The organism is Streptomyces sp. NPDC086549 (genome assembly GCF_044746205.1).
In the GTDB taxonomy this organism is placed as follows: domain Bacteria; phylum Actinomycetota; class Actinomycetes; order Streptomycetales; family Streptomycetaceae; genus Streptomyces.
Window position 1 is genome coordinate 13,614 of record NZ_JBIVBS010000034.1, and the last position, 13,331, is coordinate 26,944.

General features: G+C 72.2%; 9 protein-coding genes. All 9 read right to left on the minus strand.

The genetic code is table 11. From position 1 onward, the window contains the following. Positions 1–105: 105 nt before the first annotated feature. A complete protein-coding gene (locus tag ACIPSA_RS48840) occupies positions 106–1,026 on the minus strand; it encodes a replication-relaxation family protein (RefSeq protein WP_402648172.1) in 921 nt (306 codons plus the stop codon). 146 nt (positions 1,027–1,172) lie between these two features. Then, positions 1,173–3,806 carry an ATP/GTP-binding protein gene (locus ACIPSA_RS48845; RefSeq protein WP_402648095.1) on the minus strand — a complete coding sequence of 878 codons (2,634 nt, stop codon included), beginning with the start codon at positions 3,804–3,806 and terminating at the stop codon, positions 1,173–1,175. Continuing rightward, positions 3,782–4,429, minus strand: a complete 648-nt coding sequence (locus ACIPSA_RS48850; protein ID WP_402648096.1) for a hypothetical protein — start codon at positions 4,427–4,429, stop codon at positions 3,782–3,784. The genes ACIPSA_RS48845 and ACIPSA_RS48850 overlap by 25 nt, the downstream gene beginning before the upstream one ends. Continuing rightward, positions 4,426–5,538, minus strand: coding sequence for a C40 family peptidase (locus tag ACIPSA_RS48855; protein ID WP_402648099.1), 1,113 nt, complete (start codon positions 5,536–5,538; stop codon positions 4,426–4,428). Before ACIPSA_RS48855 ends, ACIPSA_RS48850 begins: the two co-directional genes overlap by 4 nt. Before the next feature lie 35 nt (positions 5,539–5,573). After that, a complete protein-coding gene (locus tag ACIPSA_RS48860; RefSeq protein ID WP_402648101.1) occupies positions 5,574–8,447 on the minus strand; it encodes a hypothetical protein in 2,874 nt (957 codons plus the stop codon). A gap of 346 nt (positions 8,448–8,793) precedes the next feature. Then, the gene (locus ACIPSA_RS48865) at positions 8,794–11,451 is read right to left on the minus strand and encodes an ATP-binding protein (protein ID WP_402648104.1); all 2,658 of its coding nucleotides are present in this window, start codon (positions 11,449–11,451) and stop codon (positions 8,794–8,796) included. A gap of 32 nt (positions 11,452–11,483) precedes the next feature. Then, on the minus strand, positions 11,484–12,059 hold the full coding sequence (locus ACIPSA_RS48870; protein WP_402648105.1) for a hypothetical protein: 576 nt from the start codon (positions 12,057–12,059) through the stop codon (positions 11,484–11,486). Continuing rightward, the gene (locus ACIPSA_RS48875; protein WP_402648108.1) at positions 12,056–12,397 is read right to left on the minus strand and encodes a hypothetical protein; all 342 of its coding nucleotides are present in this window, start codon (positions 12,395–12,397) and stop codon (positions 12,056–12,058) included. The genes ACIPSA_RS48870 and ACIPSA_RS48875 overlap by 4 nt, the downstream gene beginning before the upstream one ends. Beyond that, complete coding sequence (locus ACIPSA_RS48880) at positions 12,394–13,116, minus strand: conjugal transfer protein (protein ID WP_402648110.1); 723 nt, start codon at positions 13,114–13,116, stop codon at positions 12,394–12,396. Before ACIPSA_RS48880 ends, ACIPSA_RS48875 begins: the two co-directional genes overlap by 4 nt. Positions 13,117–13,331 lie beyond the last annotated feature (215 nt).

Consider the following 13,331-nt stretch of genomic DNA (forward strand, 5'->3'; position numbering starts at 1 on the left):
CGGGCCCTTGCCGTCGATGGCCGTGCAGAGCCGCGTGGGGGCTGGGCACGGCCTGGTGCAGCCCGGTGGGCACTGCCTGTTGTCACCGCCGGCTGTGCCCTTGGGTCACAGGTCGGTCCAGGGGCGCGGTTCGCCTCCGGCGAGCGGTGTCCACACTGCATGAGTGGGTCCGCGCTGTTCGAGGTCGTGGAGGTGGGCTGCGGCGAGGGGTACGTAGCGGGCGAGGGCGGCGACATGGGGGTGCTGGGCGGTCATGGCCTGCAGGTCGCCGATCCGGTGCTCCAGGCTGGGGCGCGGGGCTCCGGTGAGCACGAACAGGATGCGGGGAAAGAGGGGATACCAGCGCAGCCACAGCGGGCTCGAGCCGGCGGGTTTGCGGGCGTGCTGGCGGCCGGCGGGCTGGGGTTCGTAGGACCACAGCCGCGCGTATTCGATCAGTTTTGCGGCGAGGCGTTCGCTGGACATGGTGGTGCGGTCGACTTCGATGAACGCCCGGAGTTTGGTGCGCTGTTCGGTGCTGGTGAGGGTGTAGTGCAGGACGGCGTCGGCGGTCAGGCGGGTGTTTTCGCCGATGGAGTGGGAGACCTCGGGGGTCCAGTCGAGGGGGCCGTGTTCGTCGCCGCGCTCGCGTGCGTCGGCGGCGAAAGCGAGGTGGGTGCGCACGACGGTGAGGGTGTGGGGGGTTTTGAGGGAGGCGGCGGTGGCGGAGGTGATCGGATACGGGGGTCGGCCGCGCAGGGCGGGGTGGTCGCGGGTGATGCGGGCGCCGTCGGCGGTGAGGTACCAGGCGCGGGTGCGCTGGGAGCGCGGCAGCACGACGTAGTCCACGAGGCCCTTGTCGCGCAGCGCGTTCAGCGGCGTGCTGATCGTCTGCCGGGCAACCTCGGGCCGCAGCATCGCGTGGAGTTGCGCGGTGGTGGCCATGCGGTGCTGGGCGAGTGCGGTCAGCAGCCGGTGCGGGAGCCATTCAACAGGACTGGGCTGCCAGGCCCGCGCGGTGATTGCAGCGCCGCTGGTGCCTTCCATGCCCTCTGTCTGCCCGAGGGCGGCGCTCCAGGCTGTGGCGCTCGGGTCGGCGTCAGCACTGGTGTCGGCGTGGGCGTGGATGCTGCTGTCGGCGTGGGTGCTGGTGTCGGTGCCGAGGGTGTCGGTGGTGGGTGGGGTGGGGGTGGTCATTGGTATCCCGTCTGTTTCTGCAGTCGTACGGGCGGCCGGGTGGCGGCTGTGTGCTGGGTGAGGAAGTCGCTTACGCGGCCGAGCTGGTCGGTGGCCTGGGTGGTGAGCTGGTCCAGCGGCTGGGCTGCGGCGTTGGCGAGGGCCGCGTGTTCGAGGGCTGCGGCTTGGTGGGGGTGGGCGTAGTTGGCGAAGACGTCGTCGAGGTGCGGGCCGGTGACGCGGACGGGGCCGATGCGTCGGCCGTGGACGGTCAGGGACATGTAGTGCTCGTACCGGTCCAGGGCGGCCACCACATGGGGGCCGGGCGTGTCTCCCCATTCCGCCGTGATCGGTGCGATGGCGGACCGGGAGCCTGCGGTGGAGGCGAGGGTGGAGGCGTTCTGCACGAGGGACAGTCGCACCGGCATGGGGAGGCGGGCCAGGAGCTGGGTCATGCCGTGGACGTGCACCTTGTACTTGCGGAAGTCCTCGAACATCGCCGCGATGGTTTCCGGTGCCGCACCCGTGAGCGTGATCAGCTCGTCGAAGTAGGCGCGGAACGGCACCCGCTGGTGTTCGGGGGTGTCGCGGCGGGAGCGCACGGCGCGTAGCAGGTCGCGGGCGATCAGTGCGGTGATGAGCCGGTCGGTGGGGCCGTTCCCGCCCGGGCATACCCACACGATCATCCGGGAGTCCATCGCGGCGCGGATGTTGTAGACACCGGCCGGCTGTCCGAGGAAGGCGCGGGTGACGGGGTTGGCGGCCAGGCGGGCGAGCGGGTTGAGGACGACTCCGAACGCGTCGACCGGGAGGGAGGGGAAGACGGTCTGCCACCAGGAGAGCGTTTCCTCATCGAGCCGGCCGGCCGTGGCGGCAAGCGCGGCGGCCCGGAAGCCGGGGTCGGCCAGCAGGGCCCGCACATGGAAGAGGGTCGCCTGGTTTTCGGGCTGTCCGGCCTGGCAGGCGGCCTCGTTGACCGAGGTCAGGACGGTCAGGGCGGCCGTGAGGATGGTCAGCGCGCGGGGTGCGGTGGCGTCGTCCCAGCCGAGGGCTGCGGCGAAGCCGTCGCAGGCCGCCTCGACCACCTCGTGCGCTGCCTGCCCCTGATGCATACCCAGCGGATTCCACGAACTGATCTGCGGAGAAGAGCCGAGGGCGTTGAGGTCGATCAGGGCGATGCGTGGCATGAGGTGGTCGTGCGCGAGGAAGGGCAGGGCGCGGGGCCAGGAGTCGCGGTGCGGGTCGACGAACATCAGCCCGCCGCCGGAGTGGGCCCAGCCGACGGCCTGCGCCAAGGCTCGTTCGGTCTTGCCGCCTCCGGCCTTGCCCACCCCCACTTCGAACAGGGTCTCGCTGGCGTAGGTGGCGACCAGGCGGCGGCGGCCGTCGGGACCGCGGTAGAGGCCCTGCAGCAGCAGCTCGGGGTCACCGAAACGGTAGGCGGGCAGGTCTGCTGGGAGCAGCGGCAGGCGGCAGTGCACGGTGGGTGGTTTGAGCAGGCCGGTGAGCTCGTCCAGGCGGACCCAGTTCGCGCGGGGCGGCTGGCAGTGCCCCAGCCGCCAGCGGCGCTCGAACCCGCGCCGGCTGGGCCACCGGTCGGCCCCCACCCGCCACGGCCCCACCCTCCACCCGCGCATCGCCCACCGTGAACTGGCGCCGAACACATCGAGGGCGGCCTGGAGCTGGGCGAGCCGCGCCTCGGCGCGGCCCTCGGTGTTCGACGCACACAGCACGAGCAGCTGCACCCGCACGAGGCGGTCGTCGGAGGCGAGCTTGCCCAGCGCCTCGGCCGCCTCGATGCGGCGGGGCACGGGCGGCATGACCAGACGCCGCCCGCCTGCGCCATGGTCTTGATGGCCGGAGGCGAGCTTTAGCAGCTGCCAGGTCAGCGAGTCCTCGATGCCGGTGGCATCCTGCCGCACCCACCGCGCCGCCCGCTGGGCCTCGCGCCGCTCCGAGCGGCGCGCCGCACTCATCAGCTGCACACGGCGCGCCCGCAGCGCCCATTTGGGGGCGCGCTGGATATCGAGCCGGACCTCGGCCAGGTCCCCCAGCTCGGCCCGCAGGTCGCAGACCGCATCGATCAAAGGCTGCAACGGATCCGGTACCAGCGGGACCTCGCGCAACGGGGCAGTGGGCTTGCCGCGCAGAATGAACTCCGCCCGCACCACATGCTTGCGCGGCGTATCCAGGATGGAGCGGGCCCGGTTCACGGTGACGGCCGGGCCGAACGGGGTGATGGACAGCAGGCGTTCGCCGCCCGCGGGACCTTCAATGCGGTAGCGCAGCGGCAGGGTGCCATCCGCGCGCAGCCTTATCTGCACCGTCTTCGCCCGGCGCGGCGCCCACCACGGCATGCTGGTGGAGGCCCTGGCGAGCTGCACCCCGCGACGGAGGATCTCCTCCAGGCCAGGGTCGAAGTGCCGGGCGGGGACGAGTTCGAGAGCCATCCGCTCGGCCGAGGCCTTCCGCGCCAGCCGCCGCACCACCACCTCGCTCACGGCCCACACGCCGAGGGCGGCCACGGCCGGCACCCACCAGTGGGCGATCATCCAGCCGGCGGTGCGGACGATACCGGTGAACAGGCTGAGCGCTGGGCCGGATGCCGACAAGGTGGCCTGGCCGGTCAGGTCTGGGGTTGCGCTGTCCACGCGAATGCTCCTTTCGATGTGGTGGTGCGGGTGAAGTGCCAGTCGGTGATGCGGCCGTCGGTGAAGGTGCCGCCGCGGTCCGTGCCGGCCCACACCAGGTGCACCACTGCCAGGTCATCGGCGCCGTCGCGGCGGGCGATCGCCGCCTGGATCCGGAACCGGCCAGTGCCGAACGCCGGCGCCAGGCCCTGGCCGGAATGGGGGAAGACGCCGGGCCACTTCGCGCGGCCGATCCCCGTGGCGTCCGCTCGCAGCAGAGCCCGCCCGGCAGCGAGCAACTGGCGCTCGTCGCCTGGGGGTAGGTCTGCGGGCCAGGCCGCCTCCAAGGCCTGCTGGATGGCCGTATCGCCCGCTGGGCCCTCACCGTGCGGCGGCAGCAGCGATGCCGCGGCCGGCTGCGCCGGCACCTCGACTGCCTTGGTGCGTGTCGCTTCCGGCGGCGCTGCCGGGGTGCGAGGCGCCGGTGCGGGCAGCGAGGAGGAGGTGGCCGCCTGCGGCGGGGGAGCCGCTGCCGTGTGGGCAGGCCTGCCATGCGGCAGCAGCAGGAGGCTCATCCCCGCGACGGCCAGCATCACCGTGGTGATCAGCAGGAAGCGCGCAGAACGTGCCGGGCTGGTGGTCACAGCAGTCGGGCTCCTCCCGCGTAGCCGGACACCGCGTCGACCGCGTCGAGGCGTACGACCGTCCCGGGCCTGGGGGCGTTGACCATCCGGCCGTTGCCGACGTAGATCCCGACGTGGTAGATCGTGGCGTCGTGGCCGGGGGCATAGGCGTAGAAGACCAGGTCACCGGGCTTGAGGACGCCTGTGCCGAGGCGGGCGGGGATCCGCCGGCCAGCCCCTGCCTGGGCGGATGCCGTACGGGGCAGGCGGATGCCGGCCGTAGCGTACGCATAGGTGGTCAGCCCGGAGCAGTCGAAGCCCTTGATGGTGGTGCCGCTCTTGCCGCTGGGTGAGCAGCAGATCCCGTACGACGGGCCGTTCTCATTGCCGCCGCCCCACGAGTAGGGCACGCCCCGCTGGGAGAGCGCCGCCTCGATGACCGTGCGGACCGTGCCGGAGACGTTCTTCAGGTCCGGGTCTGTGGCGGCCGCGGTGTACTGGTCGATCCAGCCCATCACGTTCGCTACGTACTCGTTCGAGTGGTTGTACTGCAGGATCGCCGCCTCGAGTTGAGCCCGGTCGGTCAGGTGACGTCCGTTGCCGCACAGGTAGATTGCGGCGCCGAGCGCGGCGTCATCCGCGTTGTGCGGGTCGGCGACTTTGTCGTCGTTGGCGTCTCTGCCGACGCCTTCCCAGGTCGAGGGCAGGAACTGGAACGGGCCGACGGCGCGCTCCCCGGTGGCGGTGCCGTCCCACTTGCCGCCGTCGGTGTCCGGGACGGCGGTGGTGTTGCCGCCCGCGCCGGAGCCGTTGAGGAGGACCCCGTAGATCTTGGGGCGGATGTCTCCGTTGTCGGCGATGTTCCGTCCGATGGCGTGGTTGGACTCGACCTTGGCGATCCCGGCCAGGATCGGCCAGCGCATGCCCTGGCACGTGGGCACGTACGTCCCGATCTGCTGGACGGCCTTCTTGTAGGCACTCAGCATCCGGGCCGGGATGTCCGCCGCCGTGCCGCCCTCGGCGATGCCGCCGTCGTCCGTCGCGCCGGTCTTGAGCGCGACGTATGCGCTGATCGCGTTCGAGACGGGGGCAGCGCAGCACACGGCGGCGAAGAGCAGGACTGCGACCACGCATCCCCATCGGCCGATGCGGCGACGGGCCGGCCTCACGTGTCCTCACCGTCCCCGCTGTCGTCCGTGTCCCGACGCTGCTCGCGCTGGCGGCGGATGCGCTCGGCGTCCGCTTCGGTACGCCGCATCAGTTCCTGGAACCGGCGCCGGGCCTCGTTGCGGGTGTTGTCGCCGGTGCTCTCCGGCAGCAGTGCTGCCGGCCCGTCACTGAACCGGGGCCGGGCTGAGCCGGTGCGCGGCCGGGGAGGTGTGTGCGGTGGCGATGCGGGTGAGGACGGTGGCTGAGGGCGTGCGGGTGACGGGGGTGGCTGGGCGGTTGCCCGGCGCGTGCTCGTGGGGGGCCAGGTCGTCGGGGCGGGTGGGGTGCGGGCCGGGCCTGGTGCGGGTCCGGCCGGGGTGCCGGGGCTGCCGGCAGGGGTGGCGGGGTTGTCGGGGGTGTCGGGGTTGTCGCTGAAGGTGTGCAGGGCGTGCAGGACGTCGGCGGGCAGACGTCGGCCGGCTGACCTGCCGCCCGGGCTGCTGGTGCCACTGTTGCCGGGTGCGGTGGGCGGCCGGGAGTCCTGGGGCGCGGGCTGGCTGCGGCGTCTCCAGGCGTGGGTGTCCTCACGGACGGTGTTGCCCCACACCCGTGCCTGCTGGCGGGCGTCGTGGGTGTAACGGGAGCCGCCGGTACGGGCGCGGCGGATGTTCGCCGGCAGCCCGATCGTGGCTCCGTAGACGAGGCGGCCGCCGCGGTGCAGGATGCGGTAGCCGCGGAAGCGGACCAGCCGGTTGTGGGCGCGCGTGGCCAGCAGGGTGCGGTCGGTGTGCTGGTCGTGCAGGACCTCGCCGCTTTCGCGGTCGATGATCTGACCCTGGTCATTGCGGTGCCGGTCGGGCAGGCCACCGGGCCTGCGCGGTCCCGCACCGCCAGGGCCGCCTGGGCCGGCCGGTCCATCGCCCGCCTGTCCGCCGGTGTGCGGGTCGCCATCCGCGGTAGCCCTGCGCCACCTGGCCAGTTGCTCCCGGTCCGGGCGGCGGCCGATCAGCAGCCAGTGCGCTCCTCTCACTCCCAGGCGCGTGCCCAGCCCGCCCACGGCGGTGGCCGCGGTGAGCGGGGCGAGGCCTCGCCCGGCCTCGGCGGTGGCATCCGCGAGCATCCCTCCGGTGTCCACCGGCATGCCCGCCCCGTCGAACAGCGACGTCAGTGCACCCATCAGCCGCTGCCGGGTGCCCAGCCACCCGAACCGGCCGCCACCGCCCCGGGTGAGGGCGCGCAGTCCGCCGCCGTATCCGCCCAGAGCGGCAGGTGAGTTCATGGCAAGCGCGGCGCCGAGCTCGCTGGTGTCACCGGGCAGGTGGGTGCCGCCGACCTTGGCATAGCGCATGCGCATGGCCATGCGCCGGCCGAAGGAGGTGATGGCGGTCAGCAGGCGGCGGTGTCCGGCCGCGCCCGCGATCGCCAGGACGTCGATCAGCAGGATCCGCTCCACCATCAGGTCCGGGCCGTTGGTGATGGTGGCGTCCACAGCGATGCCGAAGAACGGCACGAACGCGCAGATCCCGACCAGCGTGAGGATCGCGATCCCCCACAAGGAGAGCCACTTCCACACCGACTGCCGGGCCGGTCCCGGCAGCATCCCGGCGACGAACGTGATCCCGCCTGCGGCCGCGGCGGCGGCGCAGATGCCCTGGGTGCCCAGCATGACGATCGCGGCAGACAGGAGCATGCCGCAGATGAACAGGGCGGCGATCAGCAGCAGTGCGGCGCCGCCGACCCGCCACCAGCTGGGCTTCTCCGCGTAGGCGGCACAGGACCTGCCGACCGGTCCGGCCCTCTTCATGTCGTTCAGGAAGGCGGCAAAGGAGCGGTCCTCGTCGGTGACGATCGCCTGGGAGGAATCGAGGAGTTCACCCCCGGGAGTGAACTCGGGCAGACTGCCGTTGGGATCGCTGCTGACCGGATTGCCGTCGATGCCGCGCTCGCAGTACTTCTTGGCCGGCCCGTGGATCCGGCTGCAGGCGTCCTTCGCCTTCTGCGAGGGGCCGCTCGCGCTCGGCAGGTACCCGCCGGTGACCCACTTCAGGTGGACGGCATAGGCCTTGCGGTCGGCAGGCTTCGCAGGGTCGAGGATCCGCCCGTACTGGAGCAGCATGTACGGCTTGACGATCAGCGCGTTCGTGACCGAATCCTGCAGGGGCCGGGCCACCTCCGCAGCAGAGACCGGGCCTTCGCCCTCCCGCTTGAGACACTTGAGTTCTGCGTTGCCCGCCAGGCCGTCGCACGGATCGAGGCTGGCGAGCTTGCCGCCCCAGTCGTAGGAGTTGACCGACTGCTGCGCGACCTCGGCCGCCACCTGCTCCGACTGCCCCACCGGCCCGTCCTGGGACAGCAGATAGTCGGGGCGCACGAACGCGGACGCCGCGAACGCCCCGATCAGCAACGTCAGGAAGATCTCGCCGAGACCGCGGCCCACGCGGCCGCGCACGAGCATGAAACCGGCGAACACGAACGACCAGGCCAGCAGCAGCCCCTTCACACCGAGCGTGTCGACCACCACGTGGTCGTAGACGCCGGCGACCTTCTCCGCCGGGTTGGTGAGGATCTTCAGCAGCGGGAACCGGAAGGCCAGCTCGATCGCCCACCCGGCCAGCCCGACCAGGAGCCGGATCAGGGTGAACAGACCGGACAGGGCGAAGGCCAGCGCCTGGGACTTGAACGCGACGATCGAGCCGCCCTCCGCGTCCAGCTCGTAGCCGTTGATCGGCACCCCCTCGGAGGAGGTGATGTTCAGCGGCGCCAGCAGGTCCCCGGTCTCGCTGGTGCTGCTCGCCGCGTACACGACCTGGGCGTTGACCATGACGAACACGCTGGTGAGCAGCAGGACGAAACCGGCCGAGCGCAGCGTGCCGCGTTCTGGACGCCTCATGTCAGCGCCACCTCTCCACGGCGAGCCTGCGGCGTCGCCACATCACGAGGGCAGCCAGGCCCGCCGGCGGGGACCAGCCGCCACGCAGTCCCGGCAGCACCGCGAGGCAGGCCGGAGGCGGAAGTGGTGCCGCGCTCGCAGTACGCCTTGGCCGGACCCCCGATCAGCCGGCACGGGTTCTGGCGTGCGGGACGGGGGTCGGTGACGAAGGCCTGCCCGGTGCGTGGCCACCACGGCTCCGGCACAGTCAGCCCAATGGCCAGGACGAGCACGCCGACGGCCAGGGCGATCGCGGTGAGGGCGCTCGCAGCTGCTCGGCGGCGGGAGCGATCCCTGCTGGAAGTGTTCACCGCACGTGCTCCGTTGGACGGGCGCCCGTGTCCTGACCGGACAGGGCCTCAGGCCCGGGAGGTGAGACCGTGCCGGCGCGGCGTCCCGGGGTGGTGGTGATGGACGTGGCGATGCGCGCGACGCGGGGGATGACGACCTTGACGCGGCCGGTGTTCTGGCGGGGGCAGGTGATCAGGAACTCGCCTTCACGGCCCTTGTGGCCGACCGGGGACAGGCCGGTGGCCACCAGCCGCCACAACTCGGGGTCGTTCGCATCCAGGCCGAGGAACTCCAGTCCGCGGCGGGCGCGTTCGCGGTCGGTGGTGCGGGCGAGTGCGCGGTAGGCCATCAGGCCGCGGTCGGGGCCGAGTTCCTGGGCGTCGTGGGATCCGGCGATGAGGCCGGCGCCGTGCTTGCGGCCGTCGTGGAGGATCTCGTGGACCAGTGCGGTGCCCTCGGCCGAGGACGTCAGCCAGTACAGCTCGTCCAGCACCACCGCGGTGAACCGTGCGGGGTCCTCGAACGCGGTCTGCCGGGCGATCGCCGCGATCAGGTAGAGCACCGCGCGGCCGATCAGCGCCTCCAGGGGCTGCTGATGCAGGATCTCGGGTTTGTCGAACGCGGCCTTCGGCGGCAGCTTCAGACCGGTCGTCGTGATCACGATCATGTCGGAAGCGGTGGAAGCGTCCAGCCGCACCGGCGGCAGCGCAGGGTCGAACACCATCGCCGCCAGGGAGTTGGTGGCCACGACCCGCAGGAGGCCGGCGAGGGTGGCGGCCGCGTCCTGCCGCTTGCCGACCCCGTGCACGGCCATCTCGTCAAGGACGTCCAGCACGCGGTGCATGGAGGGGCCGTCGCTGGCGGCGGCCTGTTCGACCGCGTGGTGCAGAACCTCGCCGTTGGTGCTCATCGGGCCGATCCCGAGCTGCAGGGTGAGATAGCTGAGCGCGTAGTGGCGCCCCTCGGGCCCGTTGAACATGCGCAGCGGGTCGATGGAGACCTCAGCCTGGGCGGCGTCAATGATCTGGCAGCGCCCGGCGGCAGCGGAGCGGGCGAAGGTCGCCCACTCCCGCACGGGGGTGCGGTCGATGCAGATCGCGACCCCTCCGCGCGCCCACACTGCCTCGGCGATCAGTTTTTGCAGGACGCTCTTGCCCGCCCCGAGATCGCCGACGATGCCCATGGAGGCCGATGCGTCCTGCTTCGGCGCATCCGCCACGTTGATCATCACGGGGCGGGTGGTGCCGCAGTCCAGGTCGATGCCGAGGAACATCCCGTTGGGGTCGCCTGCCTCGCCCACGGTGAAAGCACCCGACAGGGCCCAGTCCTCAGAAACCTGATGCTGGGTGAACTCCCGCACCACACCGGGCCGCACCGTGCCGGGCAGACCGAGCGTGAACAGGGCCTCCTGCAGGCCGGCCGGCCGCACGGCGCGGTAGTCGGCGCCACGGAGCAGTGCGGCCAGCGCCCGGGCGCGGGCGTCGCAGACGGCAGCGGTCGGCCCCCACACCGTCAGCACGGTCACCGACAGGACTTCCACCTCGACCGAGGTGCGCGACAGGCGGGCGTCCAGCTCGCCCAGGTCGCGGGCGGCCTCGGTGAGCGAGGCCGGCATCCCAGTGGGGCGGGCGTCGTACTGGTCGGCCTGGTCGATCAGTTCGTTCTTCTTGCGCCGCACTTGATCCCGCGCCTTCTCCGCAGGCACCAGCGTGAGGTCCACGGTGTAGTCGACGGGAAAGTCCAGGCTCTCCAGCTGGGCGAACAGATCGGCAGCGTCCTGGCTGACCGCGGGCGGGCACTCGGCCAGCGTCAACTGCGCCTGATAGCCCACCCCGGCGTCGGATTCGACCTGCAGCCAGCGCCTGCGCAGCGGGGATGACGTCTTCAGCCGCCACCAGGCCCTATGGCCCGACGGCGCGATGCGGTCGGCACCGGCCAGGTCGTCGACGTCATCGAGGTCGGGGCCGACACCGCCTTCCTGCAGACGGACCTGTCCGAGGTCTGCGTAGCTGGGGGAGCGCAATACCCCGTCCCGGAGCTGCCCGCCGTACAGGTCACTGCTCTCGGCCTCGGTCAGCAGCGGCTCCGCCAGGCCGCGGTGCAGGGCGTGCTGGATCATCCACACGATCTCCGCCGGACGGGCCGGGCGGAACGCGACGCCGCCGCCGAGCGCGGCCTGAACCCTCGTTGCCTGCTCGCGGTAGGCGTTCACCTCCCGCCTCGCCACGGGGGCGGCCCGCATGCCCAGCACCGGGGCGACGTCCGCCCACATCGCTCCCAGCGACGCGGTCACTTGGCCACCGCCCGCGTCGTTGCGCAGCGGGACGGCCAGCCACAGCGTGCGGCGGTGCATCTCCTGCTCGCCCAGCAGGTCCAGCGTGGCGTCGACGTTCTCCACCCACGGATGCACACCGCCTGCAGCCGACCGGTCGCCGGGCTCGATGCCCTCGATCATGCGCAGGGCGATCTCGCCCGGGTCGACCTGCGCGCACAAGCCGAACAGGCGCGGCGCCCCGGACAGGGAGCGGACCAGGTGTGTGATCTTGGCGAGCTGCTCGTCACGGACCGCGGCCGGCACGTAGGTGCCCTGGACACTCTCCTCGCGGCGGCCGCGCTCGTCCGGGCCGGGGTGCAGCCGGTAGATCGCCCACACGCTGCCGTGCGTCGACCACACCAGGTGCCCGGTAATGTGACGGACCGGCACCCTCACCGCACACCCCCGCTCTGCTCGCCCAGAGCGAGCAGCCGCTGCACACCCGACGCCGGCCCTGCAGGCTCCCGGCGTGCCCCGGGCGCCGGACCCTGCCGCCGGGAGGTCCTCGATGCCGCACTGCGGCGCGGACTGCGGCCAGGCGCTGCGTGTGCGGCCCGGTCCGACGCGGCCGCAGAAGACGGGGCTGAGCCGTCCTCGATGGTGAAGCCGCCCAGCAGTACATGGGCTCCGCGGTCGCGGGCGGCGCGCCCGCCGATCCGGCCGCCCCGGGGCTGCCGGGCGAGCAGCACCCAGCCCAGAGCTGCCTGCAGCGGGGCACGCCCCTTGATCTTGGGCCGGCGTACCGCCCAGACGGCCAGCACCCACGCTGCGATCGGCACCGGTCCCATCCACGACCAGATCGGGATCGTCTTGACCAGGAGGAAGCCGCCGACGACGGCGACCGCGATCTGCGCGGGCGTGTAGGGGCCGAGAGGGATCTTCCAGTCGGCGACCTTGCCCAGCACCCATGGGTGGCGGCGGGCGGAGGTGTAGTACCGGCCCACCCGCCCCGCTGCTGCCGCGGTCACAGCCGGCCTCCAGCCCCGACGGCGTGCGTGGGGGTGAGCGGGTCGGGGCCGCGCACGATGCCGGGGACGGCAGGGGCGCCCTTGGAGGGGTTCTTGACCTCGTCGGAGAACATGTCCGCCAGGTCGTTGCGGGAGTTGTACAGCCCCAGCGCGACCACCATGAGCAGCAGGGCGCCGATCCCGGCCTTCAGACTGAACTTCTGGATCATGATGACGACCACGAGGCAGACCAGGCCGGCCTGCAGACCCTTGGTCGCCCACTCCTTGAACATCGTGATCCAGCTGTCGCCCAGGTCGTTCAACTCTCCAGCGAGCACAAGCCCGTGCACCGTCGTCACGATCGGCCCTCCTTCTGCGCGGTCCCCAACTCCAGGGCCGCAATTTCCCACCGGCCAGAGCGGGCCCTGAGCTCGAGCTCGTACGCCAGCGGCCACCGCCCGGCCTCGTCCCGGGCCTCGACAGCCGCTTGTACGTGGACCCCGGTGCCGTCGGCCGGAACCTGGTCGACGGCCGCAGCCTTCTCGACAGCGAGGACCTGCTGGAGGGTGACCGTGGTGTAGGGGGCGGGGGAGACGCCGGACAGTTGCACGCCGGGGGCGAGGTAGCGGCCCACCTCACCCGCACCGGTCAGGTACGCGCCGAAGAACTCCCCGACCGCGGAGGCCAGATCACCGCCGGACGGCACGGTCACCGCGTACGCCGTCTTCGGCACCTGGGCCCGGGCCGGGCCGGCCACCACCCCGGGCGCGCCGGTCACCGTGAACGAGTCCCCGGTGCCATCGGCGGCGACGGGGACGACGAAGTAGCGCACAGAGGCGTCGGCGTACTGCGCAGCCACCGTCACAACCCACACCCCGGCGTTGCGCTGCGCACTGCGCACCGCGGTCACCGACTCCAACCGCGATCGCGCATCGGCGACCGGGCCGGGCAGATCGACGTCCGGCGCAAGCGCCTGCGCAAGCCGCGCCTGCGCACTTGCGGCGTCATCCGCGCTGCTGCGCAGCCACGCGCCGACGAACAGCTGCGCATAGCCCGCCGGGTCGGCCGCGCTGGCCACGCTGCGCACCGTGGTGGGTTTCGCTACGGGAGCGGCCGCAACGGTGGTCGGGCTAGACAGAACTGCAACCCCCAGCGCGACGGGCCCGGCTGCAATCGCGGTGAACAGGGCCAGGCGTGTCACGCGTACGCGCCGCCGCATCCGTTCCAGCCGGGTGCCCGCAGGCAGCGCAGCACCGCCCTCGCCCTCCGGGGCTTGCTTGCCAGGAGACATGG